The sequence below is a fragment of the Flavobacterium sp. SH_e genome, assembly GCF_025717045.1.
In the GTDB taxonomy this organism is placed as follows: Bacteria; Bacteroidota; Bacteroidia; order Flavobacteriales; family Flavobacteriaceae; genus Flavobacterium.
In genome coordinates this window covers 1,128,526-1,153,487 of the sequence record NZ_JAOVZN010000006.1, presented here as the reverse complement: position 1 = coordinate 1,153,487, position 24,962 = coordinate 1,128,526, and the positions used below count along the sequence as shown (strand labels likewise).

22 protein-coding genes and 1 tRNA gene are annotated in these 24,962 nt (G+C 32.9%); 9 read left to right on the top strand and 14 right to left on the bottom strand.

Annotated features, from left to right (window positions below):
• The 8 genes from OD917_RS15905 to OD917_RS15870 form a co-directional block, all read left to right on the top strand.
• A partial coding sequence (locus tag OD917_RS15905) for a hypothetical protein (protein ID WP_263524384.1) occupies nt 1–409 on the top strand: 409 nt, incomplete at its 5' end.
• A gap of 389 nt (nt 410–798) precedes the next feature.
• Entirely contained in the window at nt 799–1,263 is a 465-nt protein-coding gene (locus OD917_RS15900) for a DUF962 domain-containing protein (RefSeq protein WP_263524383.1), read from the top strand.
• 7 nt (nt 1,264–1,270) lie between these two features.
• Nucleotides 1,271–2,137 (top strand): class I SAM-dependent methyltransferase, encoded by an 867-nt coding sequence (locus OD917_RS15895; RefSeq protein ID WP_263524382.1) that lies wholly within the window; start codon nt 1,271–1,273, stop codon nt 2,135–2,137.
• 158 nt (nt 2,138–2,295) lie between these two features.
• Nucleotides 2,296–4,140 (top strand): TlpA disulfide reductase family protein, encoded by a 1,845-nt coding sequence (locus OD917_RS15890; protein WP_263524381.1) that lies wholly within the window; start codon nt 2,296–2,298, stop codon nt 4,138–4,140.
• Nucleotides 4,141–4,260: 120 nt separating this feature from the next.
• Nucleotides 4,261–5,121: a hypothetical protein gene (locus tag OD917_RS15885; RefSeq protein ID WP_263524380.1), complete on the top strand. Its 861-nt coding sequence runs from the start codon at nt 4,261–4,263 to the stop codon at nt 5,119–5,121.
• Nucleotides 5,122–5,163: 42 nt separating this feature from the next.
• Entirely contained in the window at nt 5,164–5,355 is a 192-nt protein-coding gene (locus OD917_RS15880; protein WP_263524379.1) for a hypothetical protein, read from the top strand.
• Between the two features lie 78 nt (nt 5,356–5,433).
• Nucleotides 5,434–5,865 (top strand): hypothetical protein, encoded by a 432-nt coding sequence (locus OD917_RS15875; protein ID WP_263524378.1) that lies wholly within the window; start codon nt 5,434–5,436, stop codon nt 5,863–5,865.
• A 189-nt stretch (nt 5,866–6,054) separates the two neighbouring features.
• A complete protein-coding gene (locus OD917_RS15870) occupies nt 6,055–6,777 on the top strand; it encodes a hypothetical protein (protein WP_263524377.1) in 723 nt (240 codons plus the stop codon).
• A 211-nt stretch (nt 6,778–6,988) separates the two neighbouring features.
• Here OD917_RS15870 and OD917_RS15865 read toward each other — a convergent pair whose 3' ends face one another.
• Nucleotides 6,989–8,077: a cell division protein ZipA C-terminal FtsZ-binding domain-containing protein gene (locus tag OD917_RS15865; RefSeq protein WP_263524376.1), complete on the bottom strand. Its 1,089-nt coding sequence runs from the start codon at nt 8,075–8,077 to the stop codon at nt 6,989–6,991.
• Nucleotides 8,078–8,617: 540 nt separating this feature from the next.
• Between OD917_RS15865 and OD917_RS15860 the strand changes: the two genes are divergently transcribed.
• Nucleotides 8,618–9,232 carry a tetratricopeptide repeat protein gene (locus OD917_RS15860; protein WP_263524375.1) on the top strand — a complete coding sequence of 205 codons (615 nt, stop codon included), beginning with the start codon at nt 8,618–8,620 and terminating at the stop codon, nt 9,230–9,232.
• Between the two features lie 371 nt (nt 9,233–9,603).
• On the opposite strand, the gene OD917_RS15855 is transcribed toward OD917_RS15860, so the two are convergent.
• The 13 genes from OD917_RS15855 to OD917_RS15795 form a co-directional block, all read right to left on the bottom strand.
• A tRNA-Arg gene (locus OD917_RS15855) sits at nt 9,604–9,677 on the bottom strand.
• Between the two features lie 78 nt (nt 9,678–9,755).
• On the bottom strand, nt 9,756–10,205 hold the full coding sequence (locus tag OD917_RS15850) for a GatB/YqeY domain-containing protein (RefSeq protein WP_008467137.1): 450 nt from the start codon (nt 10,203–10,205) through the stop codon (nt 9,756–9,758).
• 203 nt (nt 10,206–10,408) lie between these two features.
• Nucleotides 10,409–12,382, bottom strand: coding sequence for a cell division protein FtsZ (ftsZ, locus tag OD917_RS15845; RefSeq protein ID WP_263524374.1), 1,974 nt, complete (start codon nt 12,380–12,382; stop codon nt 10,409–10,411).
• A 79-nt stretch (nt 12,383–12,461) separates the two neighbouring features.
• Nucleotides 12,462–13,871, bottom strand: a complete 1,410-nt coding sequence (gene ftsA / locus OD917_RS15840) for a cell division protein FtsA (RefSeq protein ID WP_263524373.1) — start codon at nt 13,869–13,871, stop codon at nt 12,462–12,464.
• A gap of 6 nt (nt 13,872–13,877) precedes the next feature.
• Nucleotides 13,878–14,600, bottom strand: coding sequence for a cell division protein FtsQ/DivIB (locus OD917_RS15835; RefSeq protein ID WP_263524372.1), 723 nt, complete (start codon nt 14,598–14,600; stop codon nt 13,878–13,880).
• Entirely contained in the window at nt 14,587–15,936 is a 1,350-nt protein-coding gene (gene murC / locus OD917_RS15830) for a UDP-N-acetylmuramate--L-alanine ligase (protein ID WP_263524371.1), read from the bottom strand. The genes OD917_RS15835 and murC overlap by 14 nt, the downstream gene beginning before the upstream one ends.
• A gap of 51 nt (nt 15,937–15,987) precedes the next feature.
• The gene (murG, locus tag OD917_RS15825; protein ID WP_263524370.1) at nt 15,988–17,079 is read right to left on the bottom strand and encodes an undecaprenyldiphospho-muramoylpentapeptide beta-N-acetylglucosaminyltransferase; all 1,092 of its coding nucleotides are present in this window, start codon (nt 17,077–17,079) and stop codon (nt 15,988–15,990) included.
• Between the two features lie 45 nt (nt 17,080–17,124).
• Nucleotides 17,125–18,435 carry an FtsW/RodA/SpoVE family cell cycle protein gene (locus OD917_RS15820; protein WP_263524369.1) on the bottom strand — a complete coding sequence of 437 codons (1,311 nt, stop codon included), beginning with the start codon at nt 18,433–18,435 and terminating at the stop codon, nt 17,125–17,127.
• 74 nt (nt 18,436–18,509) lie between these two features.
• On the bottom strand, nt 18,510–19,841 hold the full coding sequence (gene murD, locus OD917_RS15815; protein WP_263524368.1) for a UDP-N-acetylmuramoyl-L-alanine--D-glutamate ligase: 1,332 nt from the start codon (nt 19,839–19,841) through the stop codon (nt 18,510–18,512).
• Nucleotides 19,842–21,074 carry a phospho-N-acetylmuramoyl-pentapeptide-transferase gene (gene mraY, locus OD917_RS15810; RefSeq protein WP_263524367.1) on the bottom strand — a complete coding sequence of 411 codons (1,233 nt, stop codon included), beginning with the start codon at nt 21,072–21,074 and terminating at the stop codon, nt 19,842–19,844.
• 75 nt (nt 21,075–21,149) lie between these two features.
• Nucleotides 21,150–22,613 carry a UDP-N-acetylmuramoyl-L-alanyl-D-glutamate--2,6-diaminopimelate ligase gene (locus tag OD917_RS15805; RefSeq protein WP_263524366.1) on the bottom strand — a complete coding sequence of 488 codons (1,464 nt, stop codon included), beginning with the start codon at nt 22,611–22,613 and terminating at the stop codon, nt 21,150–21,152.
• Nucleotides 22,610–24,616, bottom strand: coding sequence for a penicillin-binding protein (locus OD917_RS15800; RefSeq protein ID WP_263524365.1), 2,007 nt, complete (start codon nt 24,614–24,616; stop codon nt 22,610–22,612). Before OD917_RS15800 ends, OD917_RS15805 begins: the two co-directional genes overlap by 4 nt.
• A complete protein-coding gene (locus tag OD917_RS15795; protein WP_008467159.1) occupies nt 24,607–24,954 on the bottom strand; it encodes an FtsL-like putative cell division protein in 348 nt (115 codons plus the stop codon). Before OD917_RS15795 ends, OD917_RS15800 begins: the two co-directional genes overlap by 10 nt.
• Nucleotides 24,955–24,962: the final 8 nt, after the last annotated feature.

Here is a 24,962-nt window from a genome sequence, read left to right as displayed (position 1 = left end):
TACACAAGATTTAGCAATGAGTGGCAAGAATATTGATAATGCAGCGAATATTACTGCTACAGCAAAAACAACTACAGCAACTGCTCAAATTACAACTGGAGCTGGAGCTGGTAAAATTGCCGTTTCTGATGCAACAGGTAATGTAACTTGGACAGATCCTGCAACTATTCAAACTATTACATCAGAAATAGTAATTGATGAATTTAATGTGACAACAGATGGAACGGATACTTTTACATTAAGCAAAACACCAACTTCGACTGCCAAATTATTATTCCATATAAATGGTGTTTGCATTTCTACAGCGGCGATTTCTTTAAATGGTAATACTGTGACGTATACTCCTGCTAATAATGCTTCATATGCATTAATGACAGATGATCTAATAAGAATCACCTATTTAAAATAATAGCTTCTCTAAAATCTATCAATACTCCGATCTATTGATTAGTCCTTAATAATCGATACGGATTATTAGACAGATATATTTAATTAAACACCTGCAAGAGCTTTTTTTGCAGGTGTTTTTCTTTAAAATTCTTATCTATTCTTTGTTTTGTCAATTCATTTGAGCAGGAGTTAGCTTATAATTATAATAAGTATCTTACCAAAATTTAAATAACATGGATTTATCTCTTTTTCCATAATTATGCCTTTGTATACCACTATTTCAGGATAAGACATAAAATATCTTAAAAAAACGCCATTTCGATTGCAGATGAAATAATGAAAACAAAGCGCGGTAAAAGCTAAAAGAAAATTTATTAGATTTACGCTACTAACTATAAAACCGCCCAAATGAGAACATTAGATCAATGGTTTGCAGAATATGCCGTAAGTCATCAAAACCCAAAAAACAAGACAATACATTATGTTTGTGTGCCTGCTATTTTCTTTTCAATAGTTGGATTATTTATGAGTATTCCGAGCTCGACAATCTCAAATACATTAAAACTAAACGCTCCAATTATCGAAAATTGGGCTTTTGTTGTACTCCTTTTTGTTCTGCTATTTTATATCAGATTATCTCTTGCAATGGCGGTTAAAATTGCTGTTTTTTCTATTCTTTGTTTAGTTGCAAATTATTACATCGGTCAGTTTGTTCCGTTGTGGGCATTCTCTATTGGCGTTTTTGTATTGGCTTGGATTGGACAATTTTATGGACATAATATTGAAGGTAAAAAACCTTCCTTCTTAAAAGATCTACAGTTTTTATTAATTGGACCAGCTTGGGTTGTAGAAAATTTGTTTTCGAGAAAATAGAATTAAAATGAAAGCGGAAAAAACAAGCAGAACGGCACAATACATGGCGTTCTTTCGAGCATTGGAAACACAATGTAAAAAAAGGTTGTTTTCAGATCCTTATGCCATTCATTTCATAGATTCAAAATTGAGATTGGCCGTTCGTTTATACAAATATCCAATTATCAGAAAATATATTAATAATATTATACAGAAAAAAATTCCTGGAGCTTTGTCCTCTGGAATTGCCAGAACAAAATATATTGATGATTTACTTGAAAATGCTATTTCAAATGGCGTAAAACAAGTTATAATTTTAGGTGCTGGTTTCGACACGAGAGCGGTACGCCTTGATTTTCTAAAAGATATTCCTGTAATAGAAATTGATCATCCTAATACTTCGAAGTTTAAAGCCGAAGTTTATAAAAATAGAATAGGGCAAATTCCTCAGAACATCCGTTTTCTTCAAATTGATTTTAACAAACAAGATTTAGATCAATTAGCATTAGAAAACAATCTGGATTTTTCTAAACCAACTGCAATTATTTGGGAAGGTGTAACAAATTATCTTACCGAAGATGCTGTAAAAAACACCTTTTCATATATCGCTAAATTTGCTGCTAACAGTCATATTATTTTTACGTATGTACATAAAAATATAATCTTAAATCCAGAATCTTTTTTAGGTGGCAAAAAACTTCTGGAAGATTTAGAAAACCTTGAAGAACATTGGACATTTGGTTTTCTTCCCGAAGAACTACCAAATTATTTAAATCAGTTTGATATTGCACTTTTAGAAGATTTAGGAGCTAATGAATATCGTGAAAAGTTTCTGCCAAGCCGTTCTGAAAATGGATATGAATTTTATAGATCTGCAATTGGTATAAAAAAATAAACAGCTATTAAAAAGTATACAGACAGTATATAATCAGCAAAATAACTCCATAGATTTTTGCTAATATTTTCTTAATAAAAAAACAACAGACGATATAATTTCTACATTTATGCTTCGTTAATCAATTAAGAAAATATCAATCAAAAAACCAAAAACAAATGAAAAAAACCATTATTTTACTGCTGTTTTCAGTTATTAATATTGCTTTTGCTCAATCTGGAAAGATCTATTTAAAAAATGCAAAATTCAACATGGGTAAACCTAATACTTATGTTTATGAACCTCCTCAAGGTCTTGCAATAGAAGATAATGCTAAAGCAAATTTTCTATATATTACCCCTAATGATTTTTCTTCTGACGTAAGTCCGCTGAAAAAAAGTGGAAAACGTTATGAATTTACCGCAAAATTTCCTGATTCTGTTAGAGTGATTTTAGTAACAATAAACGATTCAAAAAAAATTGCTGATAGCAATAATGAAAAAGGCTATTCTGTTCTTTTAAAAACACAAAATGAGATTGAATTAGGAAAAAGTCTGATAGACGAAATTTATGTTAGAAGTAATGGAGGTTACTTTTTAAGACTTAAATCAGATCCAAAGCCAGAAAATCTGATTGTCGAATATGATGCGATATTTGCAAAATATCCGAAATTAAGAGACGATATCGTTTCTTTAGAATATTTATACACCAAAAAATCTATCAACAGAGAACAAGGAACAAAAGATCTGGTCGCCTTTGCCGATAAATGTGTAGAAAAAAACACTGAAGAATATTTGACTACAGCTTATTATATCTATAGTTCTAATAATGACACTCAAGATAAAGCAACAAAATTGAGAAAGGAAATTTCAGAAAAGTATCCTGCTAATAGAATTGATAAAATGGATTTTATTCGAAATTTCTATGATCAGCCTGATAAAACCGAAGCTTCTATTTTAGAAAGTCTTAATACTTTTAAGACAAAATATCCTAACGATACTTCTAAGAGGTCTCTAAACTATTTTTATTCAAATTTATTAACGATATATCTAAATAAAGGAGATTTAAAAAAAGCGATAGAAATAGAACCCTATATAAACATACCGGCAGACTCCTATAATAATTTTGCTTGGGGCCAATCTGGTGGTGATTTAACAATGCCTGTAAAAGATATTGATTTTGCTACAAAAGTTTCTAAACGATCTTTAGACATTCTCGAAGCAAAACGAAAAGAATGCTATACTCCTGATTATAATGATAAATTTAACATGTTTGCTGATACTTATGCGCTTCTGCTTTACAAACAAGGCAAATATGAGGAAGCTTTTAAATACCAAAGCGGAGTCAAAGCGCTTAACGGATTGGACGCTGGAGGTAAAGAACGCTATTTGGCAATGCTGGACAAAGTAAAAAGTAAAGACGAAGTAAAAGCTTATATTGAAGATGAAATTGGTAAAGGCAACACATCACCGGCATTTCTTGCTAAACTAAAAGAAATTTACATTGAGAAGAAATTACCTATGGCTGAATATGATGCTATTCAGCAAAAAACAGAATTATTAGCACAAGAAAACAAAAACAAAGATCTTCTTGAAAAATTTGGAACTAAAAATGCTACTGATTTCACATTAAAAAACCTAGAAGGAAAAGAAACGAAACTTTCTGATTATAAAGGAAAAGTAGTTGTTCTTGATTTCTGGGCAACTTGGTGCGGGCCATGTAAAGCTTCTTTTCCAAAAATGCAGCATTTAGTGACTAAATACAAAGATAAAGATGTTGCTTTCTTGTTTGTAAACACGTGGGAAAATGGCAAAGAGGAAGAAGTGCTTAAAAAAGTTACATCGTATATAACAGAGAAAAAATTCGACTTCAACGTCGTTTTCGATTCAAAAACAGAGGTTGTTACCAATTACAAAATACAAGCGATACCAACACGTATTGTAATTGATAAAACCGGTAATATTCTTGCTTATGACAACTCTAATACTGATCTTGGAGCAATTATCGATGAACAGTTAAAATAAAATCGAGCTTTAGCTAATTAAAAACTAACTAAAAGGACAAAAGATATCTTTTGTCCTTTTTTTATGATTAAAATATACTTTAAATATTTTTATATTAGCAGAATAAACCCAATCTATAAAATGAGAAAAATCTTCGTAATGATTGTTTCTGGAATTTTACTTTCAGCTTGCAAACAACCAGACAATAAAAACATTTCTGATAAACAAGAAATACAAAAAGACAGTGCCAAAGTTGAAGACTCATCGCAAACAGTAAAATCGGATTTGGGATTATTGGAACAATTTTCTAAAAATAAAAACGAAGTTATTCTCAAATTAAAATCGATTGCCAATAAAGAAGCCGCTAATGCATTGTATGAGAAATATTATGAAGAAAATAATATTTTGCTGGGACAGATCGAAGAAAAAGAATCAGGTGTATTAGATAAATTCTACAATGAAGAGGAAAATGCTAAAAGAGAGGTGAAACTTTTAGGTGATAAACTTTCAAAACATCAGTTAGAGTATTTTGAAATTGGAGAAGGATATGTTGAAATTGAGCCACTTCCTGATTTCTATTATAAGATCTTCAAAAATTATGTAACAAGCGATTACAAAGATTATTTGTATCTGAAAAGTGAAGAAAACAAAACGCTTTATTCTGCTGATGCTGGACTTGTTATTTCTTTTAAAGATTTGGGAGATCGCATAATTTGGTGGGAAAATTTTATGGCCAAATATCCTAATTCAAAATTATTTATAGCTGTAAAAGAAGAATACAAAAATTATCAAATGGATTATTTAATTGGTCAAGATAATACGCCAACCGCCGAAAGAGCAACTGAAGAAAACTATATTTATCCAGAAAACATTGAAGAATTTAACCGTTTTTTAAAAAAATATCCGAAAAGCCCAACAGTTTCTTTAATCAACTTGTTTAGAGAAAACTTTAAAAGCGAAAGCATTCATGATATTTTGAGAGCTGAACAGGATAAATTGTAAATTTAAAGCACAAGAAACCTTTAATAACTAATATTTCAAAACATGGAAAATAAAAACCAACCAATTACATTTGTTTTTTGGGTCGTAGCCATCATTTTGGGCGTAACCTTGTTTAAGCAATTTGATTTTAAAAATCTAAAATTTGAGAATCCTGCAATGGCAGTTATTTATATTGTGGTCTTTGTATTTTCAGTTTATTATATTATTAGAAATTCTAAAAAACAGCCTAAATAAACTGTAAGGTCTTGGGAAAATCGTAGGAATATCAGGTATAGTGAACATATATGCAAATTAGCAATAAGCTTAAACAAGATGAACATACCAAAAACAATAGATGATTTTCAAAAAGAATTTTATTCGTCTATTGACTTAATGGATAAGATAGGAGATTTAAGAATCCGACAACTTATTGATAGATTGGATAAAGTTACGGATGAAATAATTGTAAGCACCATAATTAAAATATTCGAAAACGCAAATAGACCAAATACTCAATATATCGACCAAAAATATGCTGGAATAATATTGAATAAGCTAAAACCAAAAACAGAAATTGATTTAAATATTGTTCTAAAATCTACAATCGAAAATTGGAACAAAAGCGTTGAAGAATTTCCTCTTTGGCTAAAAGAAAATTACGGATTCGAATCACTCAAAAATACATTGTCTGAATTTGATTCTCAAAAATTGAATGACATACAAACTGAAAAAATAAAAACAATGAAATGGTGGCTGAAAATATAAATCTTACTAAGAGCCATTAGACAACAGCTCTTTCAAGCGATTTGCGAATTAAGTGAGTTTATTGTCTTTATTTCTATTTTTAGTTAGCAGAAAATACTCTGTTTAATAACTAGCAAACCTCGTGTAGCCTCAGAAAATTTGCGGCAATATCTCTCGACAATAGGAAAAATCAATAACATGATGTAACAAATGATTAAATTAAAAATTATTACTCGTTTATTTATATATATTACTTCAGTATTGATTTTATCAGCTTATACTGTTGATATAAAGGAGAATCAAATGATCTCAAAACAAAAAAAACATAGTGTCTCAGACGTTTCAGGAATTTATGAGTTTCAAACAAGTTGGCTTCAATCAACTGTTAATTTTAAATCCGATGGAACTTTTGAAATGAGTTATACAATAGGCGAAAAACATACAACTTTTGGAACTTGGACTATTAAAAAAGATATATTAATTCTAAAAAACGATGACAATTTCCCTGCAAATAAAAAATGGCTTATTAGAAATGAAAAACTTTATCCAATTTTAAAATCAGCAAAGGAATATGATATGAATTTTTTCTATGTAGCAAAAAAACAATCTACTGAAAAAGCAAATTGTTCATTCTTAAAAAATTGCAAACTAAGATATTCCGAAACAGATGATGATTCAACTTACATAATTATTAAAGACAATATATTTATAGAGTATCCAAATGGTGGTAAAAATTATATTAAATCAAACCTAGAATGGATAAATGAGTGTGAATACAATGCAATTGTAATCGAATTAACGGCTAGCGAATTAAACTATAAAATAGGTGATAAAATTAACGTAAAAATTGATATAATTGATAATGAAAATGTTTACTATACAGCAACTTTTGAAGGTGAAACAATAAAAGGAAAATTTAAAATCATTAATTGATACAAAATACTCCTTAAGAGGATTCGAATCAAAATTACTTTTAAACATTAAAACTTTGTAAAAAGTAAAAATCATTAAGAGATTTTTGAACCAGAAAAAGCCTGCAAAATATACACATTGAAGGCCTTTCAATTTTTATAGTGACCTTGACGGTACAGAATTCGAGCCTTTTATTAGAGGATTTAAAGATTTTAAATGACAAGATCTTTATTTAAAACATTTTTAATGCTTTATCAGAACCTGTTTTTATGTTTTTGTTATTCATTTTTTTAATCAGTTCATTTATCTTATTTCTTTCCTGTGCAACATCAATCGGTTGCATATCTTTATTTAAGATATTCCCTCCTAAACGTTTTTGACAATATTCAACTGCATTTAACATGACTTCAAAAACATTTTTAGGATCTGCACTTCTTGGTACAGAATAACCAAAAACCAGATTTTGAGGATTCATATTTCCATTTTTAATTTCTTCCGGTAAAAAATAACCTGGTTCTGTTATTGTCCATACACTAAAATGCTGATCATGCCCATAATTTCTATGATTATTCCAATGAAATAAATCACCATCACCCCATTCTAATCCAACACTTTGAAGTACATCCCAAGTTTCAAGACCATCAAATTGCTTATCACTTTGCAGTACAATTATTTCATCTATATTAAACTCATTATAAGTGCTTACAAGGATTTTTGCTTTTTGAATTGCACTTTCTATAGATTCTTTTTTTTCAAGATTTATTTTTAATGGATATTTTTGAATTCTTTTTTCAAGTTCAGTAACATATCGCTCCAGTTTTTTAGAATTATAACTTGGATTTTCCTCATTAAATATTTCCTGTAAATTAATTGCTACTTGCAGTTTACTATATATTTCAGGCGCTCCTCCCGCACTAACAAAAGTCCATTTCTTTGTTTCAGGTGAAAAACCATAAATCATAGACGGGAAATTAGTTCTCCATTCGGTGTCAAACATTTTAGACAAATCTTCTTTCTTAAAATTTTCACCTCTTATAGGTATTAAATTAATAATCCAATCCAGATCTGAATCTGCTTTATATTCAATATTTTCATCTTCACTAGGCACACTTTGAAAGGACAGTCGAGTTATATCCAAAATATAAGAAGCGTCTTCTGACGCCTTATCAAGATTTAAATCTTTGAGCCTTTCGCTACTTTCTGATTGAGTAGACATAAAATATTCATTTTGTTCTGAATTTGAATTTGATTTCAGAACTAAATAACCAATAATTATCAAAATTAAAAGCCCTCCAATGTAATACATTACCTTTTTATTCATTTTTTTTCCAACATTTATTGTCTAAATTAATCACTAAAACGAAGCTAAGAATTATATCAACTATAAATTATTCTAAAGTAATTTTTTTTTATAACCCACTTGACGAAGTTCTAACCATAAAAAAAGCCTGAGAATGAATATTCTCAGACTTTTTTTTCTTTTTTAGTGACCTTAACGATACAGAATTCGAACCTTTTAATAGAAGATTTAAAAATTTTAAATGATGTTTAATTTTTTTGATTAGACGTTAATATTACTATTGATTAATCATGTTTGTGCTGATTCGATAAAGCAGCAAGTCCTCTGAATTTTATACCCATGTCAGCACGAAAAGCATTCAAAGAATTAAAAGTTCTTTTGTTTATTTATAAGTTTATTATTATATATTTGATAATAAATAAACACTTACCCTTGTTAGACATATCTACCCAATTTTGGGGTGATAGGTCTAATGTTGTCAATAGTATATACTAGTTAGCAGTAATTCGCAAAATTGCATAAGCTAGAAAAAAAAATGACAATATTAAAAACAACTACGAAATGAAATTAAAACTGGTTCTAATTATTTTTGTTTTTATTGCTACTGTTTCTTGTATGGATGAGTCTAGTTATTATAATAGGGGAATAGAAAAAAGTGAATTGGAAAATCATGAAGAAGCACTTACAGATTTTTCGAAAGCAATAGAATTAGACAAGACTTTTGTAGAGGCTTATCGTCGAAGAGGTATTGAAAAGCATATTTTAGGAGATTATAATGGAGCAATAATAGATTTTTCTAAAGCAATAGAGATAGATTCTAATAGTTTCTACTCTTATTACCATAGAGGGCTTGTGAAAATTGATTTAGCTAATTATCAAGGAGCAATAGATGATTTTACAAAAAACATAGAGTTTAAAGCAACTTCCTGGCCTGCATATGCCAGTAGAGGTTTGGCTAAATATTATTTAAAAGATTATGATGGTGCAATCAACGACTGTACAAAAGCAATTGAAATACATAAGACTATGGCAGCAGAAGCTTATTATACTAGAGGAATTGCTAAATTAAGAATAGGAGATAAAGATGGGGCCTGTTTTGACTTAAATAAAGGTTTGGAGGAACGGGCTATAAATAGCCAAAGTTGTCGCGATACGATAGAAAAATATTGTAAATAAAGAACTACTGCCAACAACTACTACAACGGATTTGGGCAATAGGCTTAATGGAAAGTTGGTTTTGTATTTGGGATGATTTACTTCATCTTTTCACTATCGCTCGGGTGGCAAATCCAAAAAACAGAGTTGTGTTATTCTCAAACGCTGTAATATTAAGACGTTATTCGTGACTCTGAACTTAAAAAAAGAGACGAATGTAAGAATGATATTAACTACGTAATCGATGCAGAAAAAACAAAATCCTTGATGGGATTCGAACCAAAATTACATGCAAACATTGAGAATTGTAAAATTTAAAAAATCACCGAAGGGTTTTCGAACCATAAAAAAAAGCCTGAGAATTTAGATGCTCAGGCTTTCAAAATTTATAGTGACCCCGGAGGGGTTCGAACCCCCAACCCTCAGAGCCGAAATCTGATATTCTATCCAGTTGAACTACGAGGTCAGTTTTATTTATGATTTTAGATTATAGATTGGTGATTGAAATCTAAAATCTACAGTCTAAAATCTAATAAAATTATATTTACGAAAGTAATTTCTTTACAATTGTAGAAATGGTTTTTCCTTCAGCAGTTCCGCCTAATTGAGCAGATGCTAATCCCATTACTTTACCCATTGAAGCAATTCCAGAAGCTCCTGTTTCAGCAATGATTTTTGCTACTACAGCTTCTACTTCTTCTTCGCTTAATTGAGCTGGTAAAAACTTCTCGATTACAGCAACTTGAGCCAATTCTGGTTCAGCTAAGTCTGGACGGTTTTGTTCTGTAAAGATTCTTGCGCTTTCTTTACGAGTTTTAACCAATCTTTGAAGTAATTTAATTTCTTCGTCTTCTGATAAATCTTCTTTAGATCCAGAAGCAGTTGAAGCTAACAATAATTCTGATTTAACAGCTCTTAATGCTTCTAATGCTACTGTATCTTTTGCTTTCATGGCCGTTTTGATCTCGTCCATGATCTGTGTTTGTAAACTCATGTTTATGTTTTATTTAAAATAAGCCAATGCCTATTAATGATATATTAATTTGGAATTTGTTCTCGACTCCGCTCGAACTGACAATAAGATTCACTTTAAAAACCTATTTAGGAAGTCAAATTTTGAAATTCTGTGCGAAGATAAAAAAAATAACCCGAAAATTAAATCCAATTTTCGGGTTACCAAATATTATGATTCTAAAATTAATCTACGTTATCGTGCAAAAATGAATTGTTTGAACGTAATTGTAAATCGTTGTTACTATCTGTTCCAACAGAAATTCTAGAATTTGTATTATTAGATTGAGAATTAGACAAATCTATTCCTAATCTTTTGTAAGCTGGCTCTTTTTCCAACTCGTCAATTCTAGAAACATTATTATGGAATTTATAGTTAAACTCTTTTAGTTTCTTTCTTCTTTCTTCAGCTCTTAAACGTAATGTTTCTTCAATAGTTAATTCTAATGGAGAAACTTCAGACGTTGTAGATAAATCTGGTTGGCTAGCGAAATCAACTCTTGGTTTCAACGTAATGTTTAATTCCTCTGGAATTGTATCTTCAACTACTTTTTCAACTGGTTTAGAAGCCAATAAATCGTTTTCAACTTCCATATATTCTTCTAGAGAATATTTAATAATTCCGTTGTCTGAAACTTCAGTTACAGGAACAAATTGAACCGGATCATTTACTTTAATATCACGAGTTTCATTAGTTAATTCAAACAAAACTCTGTTATCTTCAACAACTGGCTCTCTTTTTACTGGCTCTTGTTTAAACAAAGGAAGATCAAAAGAGAAAGTTGTCTGTTCTTCTCTTTCAAATACTCTTTGCTGCTGAACTGGCGGCTGTTGTACTTCTTTTACTGGTGTTTCAGCTGCAGAAATTGTAAAATCGATATCTGTAATTGGAGAAACGATTTCGAAAGTTACATCTAGATTTTTGATAAACTCAGACATCACCACTAACTCTTCCTGATTGATTGCTGGAGCAACAGCTTTAGCAGTTGGAGTAAATGTTTCATCATCGTCAACTAAATCAAAAACAACTTTATCTTCAACTTTTGCAGTTGGCGTATCCACTGTTAGATCAAATGATGAAATCGGTCTGTTAGTTAAATTATGAACACTTCTTTGCTCATCTTCTAACGTATGAATGATTTTCTTTGGCTCTGTATTTACAATTTCATTTTGTTGTTCTACATCAAAACCTGTAGCAATAATCGTTACAGCAATTGCTTCACCAAGAGTTTCGTCTTCACCAACTCCCATGATAATATTTGCGTTGTAGCCAGCTTCAGCTTGAATGTGATCATTGATTTCTCCAATTTCATCAAGAGTAATCTCATTAGTTCCAGAAACGATAAGCAACAATACGTTTTTGGCACCTGTAATTTTGTTGTCGTTTAACAATGGAGAATCTAAAGCAGAAACGATAGCATCTTTTGCTCTATTTTCACCTGTTGCCACAGAAGATCCCATGATCGCAGTTCCACTGTTAGCCAAAACAGTTTTCGCGTCACGTAAATCGATATTTTGAGTATAGTGGTGCGTAATTACTTCAGCAATACCTCTAGAGGCTGTTGCCAAAACTTCATCCGCTTTAGAGAATCCAGCTTTAAAACCAAGATTTCCGTATACTTCTCTTAATTTGTTGTTGTTGATTACAATTAAAGAATCGACTTGCTTACGCAATTTCTCAATTCCAATAATAGCTTGCTCCTGACGAACTTTCCCTTCAAACTGAAAAGGAATTGTCACGATACCAACTGTTAATATTTCTCTTTCTTTTGCTAATTGAGCAATTACCGGAGCTGCACCAGTTCCAGTTCCTCCACCCATACCAGCAGTGATAAATACCATCTTAGTATTTCTATCCAACATTTTTTCAATATCCGAAATACTTTCGATAGCCGACTGCTGTCCAACGTCTGGGTTTGCTCCTGCTCCTAACCCTTCAGTCAAATTAACTCCTAACTGGATTTTATTTGGTACTGAACTATTTTGAAGCGCTTGCGAATCGGTATTACAAACGATAAAATCTACGCCTTTAATACCTTGTTTGAACATATGGTTGATTGCGTTACTTCCGCCTCCACCTACACCTATTACTTTGATTACATTTGATTGATTTTTTGGTAAATCAAATGAAATACTTCCAAATTCTGAGTTGCTCATCATCTTTTTGGTTTTTTGAAATTCTTATTAAGTACATTTTTTACTTCTTGACTTGGGGCCAGAAAGTAATCCTTCTCTTTTATTATTCTGCGTTGTCTAAAAATTCTTTGATTTTATCGACATATCGATCAAAAAATGATCTTCTTATTTTAGTTTCAGTAGATTCGTCTTTCGCCTTTTGACTTACGGTTTCTCTAGATTCTTCGATAGTTTCTACTTTCTCAACGTAGTTTTCTTCTACTTCGTATCGCTGTATTGGCTGAGTAGGAGGATTTCTATAAACCACTTTTGGCTGCTCATTAACCAATTCCATTCTCACAGCACTTTGCGAACTGTTTTCAATACTGTTCATTACTAATCCAACAGCCGTTGCAAACAATGGACTAGAAATTTCTTCTCCCGAATTTCCTGCTAAATGCTCATTTGGATATCCAATTCTCGTATCCATTCCTGTAATATATTCTACAAGTTGTTTAATGTGCTTTAATTGTGCACCACCGCCTGTTAATACAATTCCAGCGATTAGCTTTTTACGAGGATCTTCGTGACCATAAGCTTTAATTTCTGCAAAAACCTGTTCTACAATTTCCACAACTCTAGCATGGATAATTTTAGATAAATTTTTAAGCGAAATTTCTTTTGGTTCTCTTCCTCTTAAACCAGGAATAGAAACAATCTCGTTGTCTTTATTTTCACCCGGCCAAGCAGATCCAAATTTTATTTTTAGAAGCTCAGCTTGTTTTTCGATAATCGAACATCCTTCTTTTATATCGTCTGTAATTACATTTCCTCCAAAAGGAATTACCGCTGTGTGACGAATAATACCATCTTTGAAAATGGCTAAATCTGTTGTTCCCCCACCAATATCGATAAGTGCAACACCAGCTTCTTTTTCTTCTTGACTTAAAACGGCATCTGCAGAAGCTAATGGCTCCAAAGTCAATCCAGACAATTCTATTCCTGAACTCTGAATACATCTTCCAACATTTCTGATTGAAGATGCCTGTCCAACTACAACGTGAAAACTAGATTCTAATCTTCCGCCATACATTCCGATTGGTTCTTTAATTTCAGATTGTCCGTCGATTTTAAATTCTTGCGGTAAAACGTGAATTATTTCTTCTCCCGGTAACATCGCCAGTTTGTTTACCTGATCGATTAGGAGCTGAATATCTTTTTCGCCAATTACTTCTTCAGGATTATTTCTGCTGATGTAATCTGTATGCTGAATACTTCTGATGTGCTGTCCGGCAATACCCACAACCACATCTTTGATTTTGTATCCTGAATTATTTTCTGCTTCAACTATAGCCTGCTGTATAGACTGAATAGTCTGCGTAATGTTGTTTACTACTCCTCTGGCAACACCCAAACTTTTGGATTTGCCAATGCCCAAAATCTCCAACTTACCATATTCATTTTTTTTGCCAATCATGGCAACGATTTTGGTTGTTCCAATATCTAGACCTACTGCAATGTTATCTTTTTCCATTTTCTATTATTTAGTGCAAACTACTTGTTCCGTAAACCTAAGGTCAATTTTTTTGTATTTGTATAACGAACTATCTAAAACCGCTTTTTGAAAGAAGGCTTTATAGTTTCTAAATTTCTTATCAACATTCATCGTTCTTCCAAAATCTATGAAGTAATCATAGTTACGATTAAACATTTTTAAGCTTCCATTCGGCATAATCTCTATAGCAATGATGTTTTTTTTCAAAAACGCATCGTCATAAATTGTGCGAAATAAAACTGCTAAATCTTCGTTATTTTTTTCATTTATTGCCCCTGAAACAAGAGGAACTCGCGCAGTGAAATTGTCCGATAAGGGCATTTTATTACCCTCATAGTCAATATAAAAAGAAGCGCCGCCATCATAAACTCTTGCTATGGGCGTCTTCTGTTTTACTACTGCTTTTAGAACTCCATCGATACTTACAAAAACATTTGACTTCTCAATCATGTCTTGCGTATCGAGGGTTTTCTCTATCTTATTCAAATCTACTTCATCTTTTCTAATACTGGAAGCGTCTCTTTTATTTTCTATCAACAATTTATTAACCGTCTCCGGCTTCACAAAAAGCGTATTTTCTCCTACAAAAACGACCATCGATTTTTTCAATTTTCGATCGCCATTTCGATGTTGCGCGAAAGAATATAAAAACAAAACCAGTCCGAAAATAAGTACTAATCTGATATTTGTCCAATTAAATATTTTCATTTAAAACCTTTTTAATTGAAGGAACCATTTCTCCCAGATCACCAGCTCCGATTGTCACAATAATAGGTGCATCACTGGCTTTGATTTCACCTAATAAATCTTCTTTTGCAACAATTTTCTTGTTCGTATTGGTCATTTTACCCAAAAGCCACTCAGAAGTCACTCCTTCCATCGGAAGCTCTCTAGCAGGGTAAATATCCATCAAAAACACTTCATCAAACTGCGATAAGCTTTCTGCAAATCCGTCAACAAAATCTCTCGTTCTACTGAATAAATGTGGTTGGAAAATTGCCAAAACTTTGCGTCCTGGATACAATTCTCTAACTGCCTGATGAACAGCATTTATTTCTGTTGGATGATGTGCATAATCATCAATATATACTAAATTTTCGCTCTTAATCTGATACGAAAAACGTCTTCTGATTCCGTTGAATGAAGCAATGGCTTTTGCAATGGAATCGGTCGGGGTGCCGAAAGTTTTAGCCATCGCAATAGCCATCAATCCATTCATTAAATTGTGTTTTCCAGGCAGTCCGAAACGTAAATCCTTCATGATTTCTGACGGCGTTTGCACGTCAAAAACATAAGCGCCATCTTCTATTCGAACATTATAAGCCTTATATACAGCATCTTCATTTATAGCACATTGAACGCCATCTAAAGGCAATTCTTTGGTTATAAAAAGATTATTTTTATCTTCTACTTTGGCAGCAAATTCTCTAAAAGAAGCTTGAATTGCGTCGCTAGTTCCATAGATATCCAAGTGATCTGCATCCATAGAAGTCACACATGCAATGTCTGGACGCAAATGCAAAAACGATCTGTCAAATTCGTCTGCTTCAACAACTGTTACCGTTTTTCCGCTTCCTATTAAGTTAGAATTGTAATTCTCTACAATTCCTCCGATAAAAGCAGTTACATCTGCACCGCTTTGAAACAAAATATGTCCCAAAATACTAGATGTAGTAGTTTTTCCGTGCGTTCCAGCAACTGCAAAACAGAAAGTATCTCTACTTATAATTCCAAGAACTTCAGCACGCTTTTTAACTTCGTAATGCCTTTCAATAAAATAATTCCACTCTGAATGTGTTTTAGGAACCGCTGGCGTATAAATCACCAATGTATTCTCTACATAATAATCACTTGGAATTAAATTTATATTGTCTTCAAAATGAATATCTATACCACTTTCAATCAATTCATTAGTTAGCATAGAAGGTGTTTTATCGTAGCCTGAAACATTTTTTCCAATAAACTTGAAATAACGAGCCAGGGCACTCATTCCGATACCTCCGATACCAATAAAATAAACGTTTTGTATTTGATTTAAATTCATTTTTATTTGCTTTAAGCATTAAGCTATAGGCTTTAAGCCTTCGCCTATATTTTACTTTTTAATTAACTTCACAATTTCTGCAACAATATCTTGTGTCGCTCTTGGTTTGGCCAGTTTTTTAATATTATCACTTAACTGTTTCTGTTTTCCAGAATCTTTCAGCAGCGCTTCAAAAACAATGCTAAACTGACTGTCAAGCTCAGATTCTTTCAACAAAATAGCACCTTTTTCATCTACAATTGCCTGCGCATTTTTAGTTTGGTGATCCTCAGCTACATTAGGCGACGGAATAAAAATCACTGGTTTTCCGACAATGCATAATTCTGACACCGACGAAGCGCCTGCACGTGAAATTATGACATCTGATGCTGCATAAACAAAATCCATTCTTTCAATAAAATCAACCACTTTCACATTTGGCTGATTGTATCTTTTATATTCTTCAAAATATAACTTCCCGCATTGCCAGATTACTTGCACGTCTTGAGAAAGAAAATTTTGCAGTTCTTTTTCGATTAACTGATTAATTCTTCTTGCGCCTAAACTTCCTCCTAAAACCAGCAATGTTTTCTTATTCGGATCTAAACCATAGAAAGCAATTGCTTCGTCACGTTTACTTTCGATATCAATTAAATCCTGACGGACTGGATTTCCAGTTAAAACAATTTTCTCTTCTGGAAAAAAGCGCTCTAAATTTTGATACGCTACACAAATTGCATTTGCCTTTTTGCTCAGCAATTTATTTGTTATTCCAGGATAAGAATTCTGTTCTTGAACAACGGTCGGAATTCCTGCTGATCCTGCTGCTTGCAATAAAGGACCGCTGGCAAATCCGCCAGTACCAATTACTACATTTGGCTTGAATTTTTTAATTATTCTTTTTGATTCCAATAAACTGCTTGCCAATTTTAACGGAAACATTAAGTTTTGTAAAGTCAATTTTCGCTGTAAACCTGCAATCCAAAGACCTTTTATTTCGTAACCTGCTTGAGGGACTTTTTGCATTTCCATTTTATCCTTTGCTCCAACAAAAAGAAATTCTGCATCAGGAAATTGTAATTTTAATTCGTTTGCAATTGCAATCGCAGGATAGATATGCCCACCTGTTCCTCCTCCGCTAAGTATGAATTTATACTTTGTCATCTTTCTAAAAATTACAACTTTTTAAAAAATTTTTATATTCTAATCTTATTTGTTTAAAACCGCATTCATTGGGTTTCTTGAATTGTCTTCTATAGAATACATTGGCTCTTCTTCGTATATTTCATCTGCAACCAAATCTTCTTCTGCCAATTCTTTATCTATTAATCGCTGTAAAGCTTCTTTGCGTTTTTCTCGCTCGAGCTTGTCTTCAGCTATTTCATCTTCTTTTCTCGTCACACTAATGATAATTCCGAGTCCAAGGCAAGTCATCCAAATCGAACTTCCTCCACTACTTATCAACGGAAGTGTCTGTCCTGTAACTGGCAATAATTCTACTGCAACCGCCATATTGATCATTGCCTGAAATATCATCGGGAATCCTACTCCAACGACGACTAATTTTCCAAATAAAGTAGGTGCTTTATGAGAAGCAATTACAAATCGGAACAAAAGCAATAAATAAAGAATCACAATAGAAACTCCTCCTACTAGACCATATTCTTCAACAATAATGGCATAAATAAAATCGGAAGAAGATTGTGGCAAAAAGTTCTTCTGAACACTTTTTCCAGGACCTAATCCTCCTAATTTTCCTGATGCAATTGCAATTTTTGCTTTCTCAATTTGATAGTCATCTTCGTCTGGTTTGTCTGTCGTAAAGTTTGCAATACGGCTTTCCCATGTTGAAACCCTGCTGAAGAATCTTGAATCTGGAAAGGCTTTTGCTACCAAAAGAAAAAACGCCAGCATCGCAATTCCTGAACCAATGATAAAAGCAATATATTTTAATGGGTACTTTCCAATAAATGTCAGCATTAAAACCATCGAAAAGATTAGCGCTGTAGTTGAAAAATTCGCTGGTAAAATCAATACTAATGTGATGAATACTGGAATCCAAAGCTGAATTAATGAAGCTTGAAAAGGCTCATTTTCTTCTTTAGTTTTAGATAAATAGCGTGCCACATAAATAAATAAAACAATTGCTGCCAATGTTGAAGTCTGGAACGTGATTCCGATAAAAGGCACCTGAATCCAACGGCTTGCATTTGCTCCTGCGATTACTGTTCCTTTTAAAAGTGTATAGATCAATAAAATCCAAACCACTGGAAGCGCAATCTTAGAAATGGCTCTAAAATAATGATACGGAACTCTATGCACCCAGTAAATGATTAAAAAACCAATACAGATATGTGCCAAGTGTTTTACCAAATACCCTAATGTATTTCCTGTTCCGTGCCCGATATAGGCAAGATTACTACTCGCACTAAAAACAGGCATAAACGAAAACAAAGCCAATAAAGCCACAAATGACCATATTACTCTATCTCCTTTTAGTTTGTTTACTAGTTCTTTCATAATTTTTTGTTTCAGGTTTTATTTTGTTTCAAGTTTCAGGTGTCGAACGTGATACTTGAAACATTAAACTTTTTCTACAAGTTGTGTACTGCTTGTTTGAATTGTTTTCCACGGTCTTCGTAGTTTTCGAATAAATCGAAACTTGCGCAGGCTGGAGACAATAAAACTACATCGCCTTTTTCTGTTAATCTTTGAGCAGTTTTTACTGCGTCATTCATATTATTTACTTCAACCATAATATCAACAACGTTTCCAAAAGCATCAATAATTTTGCGATTATCGATTCCAAGACAGATAATTGCCTTTACTTTCTCACGTACTAACGACATTAATTCGTTGTAATCGTTTCCTTTATCAACACCTCCTACAATCCACACTGTTGGCGCATTCATACTATCCAAAGCAAAGAAAGTAGCGTTTACATTTGTCGCTTTTGAATCGTTGATATATTGAACGTTTTGTATTTTTAATACTTTTTCTAAACGGTGCTCAACACCTTGGAAATTAGATAGACTTTCACGAATCGTTGCATTTCTAATTTGCATCAATTTAGCTACAGAGCTTGCTGCCATGGCGTTTTTCATATTATGTTTTCCTTCTAACGCAATGTGTTCTGTCTCCATTGTAAACTCTTCTTGGTTGATCTTTATTTCCATTTTGCTGTTATTTATAGAAGCCCCTTCATCAAATTTTTTCGTCAATGAAAAAGGAATTAGTTTTGCTTTTGTTTTGTTCTTTTTTAACCATTCTGTGCTTGCCACATCATCTGCATCATAAATCAGATAATCATTTTCAGTCTGGTTCATCGTTATTCGGAACTTCGAATTGATATAATTTTCATATTTATATTCATATCGATCTAAATGGTCCGGACTAATATTGGTTATTATCGCAATATCGGGCCTGTAATTTATTATTCCGTCTAACTGAAAACTGCTTAATTCAAGAACGTAGGCATCAAATTTATTTTCAGCCACTTGCCACGCGAAGCTCTTTCCAATATTTCCACCCAATCCTACATTTAATCCTGCATATTTCAGCAAGTGATGTGTCAGCATTGTTGTGGTTGTTTTACCATTACTTCCCGTAATCCCAATCGTCATTGCTTCTGTGTAAGGAATCGCAAATTCAATTTCCGAAATTACTTTTACTCCTGCTGCAACCAGCTTTTTAACTATCGGAGATTTATCTGGAATTCCTGGGCTCTTCATCACCACATCTGCATTTAGAATTAAATCTTCTGTATGCTGTTCTTCCTCCCAAGTTATTTTATTAATGATAAGAACTTCTTTGTAACTCTCTTTTATTTTTCCAAAATCGGATACAAAAACATCATACCCTTGTTTCTTACCGAGGATTGCAGTTCCTACACCGCTTTCTCCTCCTCCAAGTACTACTAGCCTCATCTATCTTAGTTTTAAAGTAATGATTGACAAAATGGCTAACATTACGGCAACAATCCAGAAACGGGTTACGATTTTACTTTCGTGATATCCCTTTTTCTGGTAATGATGGTGTAAAGGCGACATCAGGAAAATTCTTCGTCCCTCGCCAAAACGCTTTTTGGTGTATTTAAAATAACTTACCTGAATAATTACTGAAGCACTTTCTGCTAAGAAAATTCCGCAGAACAAAACAATCAATATTTCTTTTCGAACTGCAATCGCTAATACCGCAATGATTCCTCCGATAGTCAAACTTCCCGTATCTCCCATAAACACCGAAGCTGGATAAGAATTGTACCAAAGGAAACCGATTAATGCTCCAACAAACGCCGAAATAAAGACCGTCATTTCTCCCGAATTGGGTATATACATTATGTTCAGATAATTTGAGAAAATGATATTTCCTGAAACGAATGTAAATATTCCGAGTGCGAGGACGGATATTGCCGAGGTTCCTGCTGCGAGACCATCGATTCCGTCAGTTAAATTAGCTCCGTTAGAAACTGCTGTAATGATAAAAATAACTACTGGAATAAATATTAGCCAAGCCCATTTCTCATAACCCTCTCCCATAAAAGACAATACTTCAGCATAATCAAATTCGTTGTTTTTTACGAAAGGAATTGTTGTTGCTGTAGATTTTTCTTCAACAGGTGCTGGCGTTACAATAGTTGTATTTGCAGATGTTTTAAACACATCTGTACGACCCGTATCTGTTCTTACTGTAACGGCAGGATTAAAATAAAGAACTGCTCCAACGATGACTCCAAGACCAACCTGACCAATAACTTTAAAAATACCTTTTAAACCTTGCTTATCTTTTTTGAATATTTTAATGTAATCGTCAACAAAACCAATTGTTCCCATCCACAATGTGGTTACAATTAGTAAAACAATGTAAATGTTATGCAATCTTGCAAATAACAAAACTGGAACCAAAGTCGCAAAAATGATAATCAGTCCACCCATTGTTGGTGTACCAGCTTTCTCATTCTGACCAGCAAGACCAAGTTCGCGTACTGTTTCTCCAACTTGCTGACGGCGTAAAAAGTTAATCACTCTTTTACCATAAATTGTCGACAAAAGCAACGAAAGCATAAATGCCAAAGCTGATCTAAATGTGATGTATTGGAAAACTCCTGTTCCAGGAAGATCCAATGTCTTATCAAAATATTCGAATAAATAGTACAGCATATTTTTCTATTTTTTAAATTCCAATTTTGAAATTTCAAACTCCAATTCTGTGGTATTTGAACTTAAAATTTATTATTACTTATTTAGTTGCTCTAAAATCTCTTTTATTGTTTCCATATCATCAAAATGATGACGAACACCATTTATTTCCTGATATGTTTCGTGTCCTTTTCCTGCAATTAGGATAATATCTTTTGCTTCTGCCAATTGACAAGCCGTTTTTATTGCTTGTTTTCTGTCTGTAATTCGAAGCATTTTTTTATAATTCTGAGGCTCAACTCCCTGCTCCATTTCATCCAAAATAACTTCTGGATCTTCATTTCTTGGATTATCAGAGGTCAAAACTGCTTTATCACTTAAATCTGAAGCAATCTTCGCCATAATTGGACGCTTTGTTTTGTCACGATTTCCTCCGCATCCAACAACAGTAATTAACTGCTCGTTTTTTGTACGGATATCATTTATCGTTTTTAAAACATTTTCTAATGCATCTGGCGTATGTGCGTAATCTACAACGGCTGTAATTCCAGCATCTGAAACGATGTACTGAAAACGACCCGAAACACTTTCTAAATCAGACAATAAACGCAACGCTTCAAGGCTATCAATTCCTAACTCTACTGCAGTTCCGTAAATTGCTAAAACATTGTATGCGTTGAAAGTACCAATCAATTTTACCCAAACTTCATTGTCATTGATTTTCAATAATAAACCTGATAATTGGCTTTCTAAAATCTGAGCTCTATAATCAGCATAAGATTTTAAAGCATAAGTCAGTTTTTTTGCCACTGTATTTTGCAACATCACCGATCCGTTTTTATCATCAATGTTTGACAAAACAAATGCTGATTTTGGAAGTGAATCAAAAAATGACTTTTTAACGTCTCTATATTCAGCAAAAGTTGGATGATAATCCAAATGATCGTGAGAAAGATTCGTGAAAATTCCTCCCACAAAATGCAAAGCTTCTGTACGTTTTTGGTGAATTCCATGCGAACTTACTTCCATAAAACAATGCGTAACTCCAGCCTCAACCATTTCATTTAAATAATGATTTATAGTCAAAGAATCTGGTGTTGTATGTGTTGCAGGATATTCCGTTTTATTTACTACGATTTTTACAGTTGACAACAATCCAACTTTAAAACCTGCTTTTTCAAACAATTGAAATAATAATGACGCAATTGTTGTTTTACCGTTTGTTCCAGTTACACCAACTAATTTCAGTTTTCCAGATGGATCTCCAAAATAATTAGCAGCCATAAAAGCCAAAGCCGTATTCGTATCTTTTACTTGAATATAAGTTACGTCATTGGCAGTATTTGCCGGAAGCGTATCACAAATAATTGCTTTTGCTCCAAGCTGAATTGCTTTCTCGATATAATCATGTCCATCTGAAAGCGAACCTCTTATTGCTACAAAAACATCATTTGTTTCTACTTTACGTGAATCAAATTCAATTTTAGAAATAGCAATATCTGTTGAACCTTTTACAGACTCAATAGCTACTTTATATAATATGTCTTTTAATACTTTCACGATAATTCTAATACAATTGTTGTGTTTTTGCTAATACTGGTTCCTGCTTGAATCGATTGATTTTTTACTTTCCCCATTCCATTTACTTTTACTTTCAAACCTAAATTCTCCAGTAAAGCAATTGCGTCCATTCCAGGCATTCCTTTTAAATTAGGAATCTGATTTATTTTTTTATTTGCTTCAGCAATATATTTATCATAACTAGCTTCTTGTTTTGGAATCCTAGAATCTAATTTTTTAATTTTATTTGTTGAGGGCGCATCAGTAAAAATCTTTTGCGCGATTCTTTTGAAAACTGGTCCAGCAACGTCTGCTCCGTAATAATTATTCTTGGCCGTATTTGGTTTATGAACCACTACAATACAAGAATACTTTGGATGATCAGCTGGAAAATACCCTGCGAAAGAAGAAGCATAATACATTCCTTCTCTTCCTGCGTTAGCATAATTTACCATAGCCGTTCCCGTTTTTCCTGCCATCGAAAAATCTTTTGAATACAACTTAGAACCTGTTCCTTTTTTAACCACATTTGCCAAAACTGCTTTGACTTTTTTAAGTGTTTCTGGCGAACAAATCTTAGGATTCATCACTTCTGTATCAAATTTTTTAATGGTTTTGTTCCATTCTTTAATTTCCGACACAAATTGCGGTTTTACCATTACACCATTGTTTGCAACTGCATTATACAAGGCTAAAGTCTGCATTGGCGTAACCGAAACATTATATCCAAAAGCCATCCAAGGAAGCGTAGTTCCTGACCAATGTTTGTCTCCAGGCTGCGGAATATAAGGTCTTCCTTCTCCTTTAAAATGCAATCCTAATGGTTTATTCAAGCCTAATTCATTGATATGATTCACAAACTTAGAAGGATTACTTTTGTAGTTCTCATAAACCGCCTGAACCATTACTGTATTTGAAGAAAGCTCAAATCCGCGCGCTAAAGAAACTTTCCCGTAACCGCCTTTATGCGAATCACGAACAGCTCTTCCGTAATATCTAATTTCACCGCCATGACTATCGTAAACTGTACTTGTATCAGCTACTTTATCTTCTAAAATCGCCATTAAATCAACTAATTTAAAAGTCGATCCAGGTTCGTGAGATTCAGCAACAGCGTAATTTGTCGTTTCGTAATAAGAACCATCTTCTGCTCTTCCTAAATTTGAAATCGCTTTTATGTATCCTGTTTCCGTTTCCATTACTACCACACAACCATGATCTGCTTCGTAATCTTCCAATTGTTTCAACAAAGCATGGTGTGCAATATCCTGAATAAAAACATCTATTGTCGAAATCACATCGTAACCATCAATTGGATCTACTTCGTTTACATCACGAATAGGTTTCCATTGCCCTTTTGCGATTTTTTGTTTTAGAATTTTACCGTCTTTTCCGTTCAAATAACTTTTAAAAGCCCATTCAATTCCTTTTCCAACTTCCATTCCTGTAGCTGGATCGATTTTGTCATAACCAATGGTTCTTTCAGCGATTTTGCCTATCGGATGTTTTCTAACCGTTTCTTGCTCAACAATAATTCCGCCTTTAAAAGCTCCTAAATTGAATAATGGAAAACTTTTTATTTTCACATATTCCGTATAACTTAACTTACGAGCGATTAAATAATAACGATTTTTATTTTCGCGCGCTTTTCTTAATTCTTTTTCGTAATAACCTGACGGTCTATCCAAAACAGTTTCTAAAGAATCTGATAATTGTTTTACATACTTCTCAAAAGTTTCCTTTTTTGGCGCTTTTGCGTCAAAACGAATTTCATAATTCGGGATTGATGTTGCCAATAAACTTCCGTCAGCAGAATAAATATTTCCTTTGTTGGCAGGAATTACAAAGTTTCTCACTGTACGCTGTTTTGCCAGTTTTCTGTAATAATCTCCTTGAACCCATTGAATATTGGTTAATTTAACAACAATAGCAATTGCCATCAAAAAGATGAAAACTGCTACGAGGTAAATTCTGTAGGATATATGTTTATCGTCTACTGCCATATTCTTTTAAAGAAACTTTTTTCTTCTTCTTTTTTAACTTCTATTTTTACTGGAGGAACTGTCGACGGAAAAATTTGTTTTTCTAACATTTTGTCCGAAATAGTTGACTCCATTTTTAACTTCATCAATTCTGAACGTCGATCAACAAATTCAGATCTTAGTTCTTTTACTTCATTATTTAATTTCGCGATTTCAAAAACCTTTTGTTCGTATCGCTGTGTATTTGCAATCATCAAAATCGCCAGCAGAATTATAAAGACAATAAATCGCCAATTTTTTACTGCATCTTCATGAATCAGAAATCTTGCTTTTAATATGCTAAATACGCCACTTTTCATTATTTCCT

Coding starts and splice junctions, on each gene's coding strand:
- OD917_RS15900 (WP_263524383.1), top strand. CDS start 799: ATGAGAACATTAGATCAATGGTTTGCAGAATATGCCGTAAGTCATCAA.
- OD917_RS15895 (WP_263524382.1), top strand. CDS start 1,271: ATGAAAGCGGAAAAAACAAGCAGAACGGCACAATACATGGCGTTCTTT.
- OD917_RS15890 (WP_263524381.1), top strand. CDS start 2,296: ATGAAAAAAACCATTATTTTACTGCTGTTTTCAGTTATTAATATTGCT.
- OD917_RS15885 (WP_263524380.1), top strand. CDS start 4,261: ATGAGAAAAATCTTCGTAATGATTGTTTCTGGAATTTTACTTTCAGCT.
- OD917_RS15880 (WP_263524379.1), top strand. CDS start 5,164: ATGGAAAATAAAAACCAACCAATTACATTTGTTTTTTGGGTCGTAGCC.
- OD917_RS15875 (WP_263524378.1), top strand. CDS start 5,434: ATGAACATACCAAAAACAATAGATGATTTTCAAAAAGAATTTTATTCG.
- OD917_RS15870 (WP_263524377.1), top strand. CDS start 6,055: ATGATTAAATTAAAAATTATTACTCGTTTATTTATATATATTACTTCA.
- OD917_RS15865 (WP_263524376.1), bottom strand. CDS start 8,077: ATGAATAAAAAGGTAATGTATTACATTGGAGGGCTTTTAATTTTGATA.
- OD917_RS15860 (WP_263524375.1), top strand. CDS start 8,618: ATGAAATTAAAACTGGTTCTAATTATTTTTGTTTTTATTGCTACTGTT.
- OD917_RS15850 (WP_008467137.1), bottom strand. CDS start 10,205: ATGAGTTTACAAACACAGATCATGGACGAGATCAAAACGGCCATGAAA.
- ftsZ (WP_263524374.1), bottom strand. CDS start 12,382: ATGATGAGCAACTCAGAATTTGGAAGTATTTCATTTGATTTACCAAAA.
- ftsA (WP_263524373.1), bottom strand. CDS start 13,871: ATGGAAAAAGATAACATTGCAGTAGGTCTAGATATTGGAACAACCAAA.
- OD917_RS15835 (WP_263524372.1), bottom strand. CDS start 14,600: ATGAAAATATTTAATTGGACAAATATCAGATTAGTACTTATTTTCGGA.
- murC (WP_263524371.1), bottom strand. CDS start 15,936: ATGAATTTAAATCAAATACAAAACGTTTATTTTATTGGTATCGGAGGT.
- murG (WP_263524370.1), bottom strand. CDS start 17,079: ATGACAAAGTATAAATTCATACTTAGCGGAGGAGGAACAGGTGGGCAT.
- OD917_RS15820 (WP_263524369.1), bottom strand. CDS start 18,435: ATGAAAGAACTAGTAAACAAACTAAAAGGAGATAGAGTAATATGGTCA.
- murD (WP_263524368.1), bottom strand. CDS start 19,841: ATGAGGCTAGTAGTACTTGGAGGAGGAGAAAGCGGTGTAGGAACTGCA.
- mraY (WP_263524367.1), bottom strand. CDS start 21,074: ATGCTGTACTATTTATTCGAATATTTTGATAAGACATTGGATCTTCCT.
- OD917_RS15800 (WP_263524365.1), bottom strand. CDS start 24,616: ATGGCAGTAGACGATAAACATATATCCTACAGAATTTACCTCGTAGCA.
- OD917_RS15795 (WP_008467159.1), bottom strand. CDS start 24,954: ATGAAAAGTGGCGTATTTAGCATATTAAAAGCAAGATTTCTGATTCAT.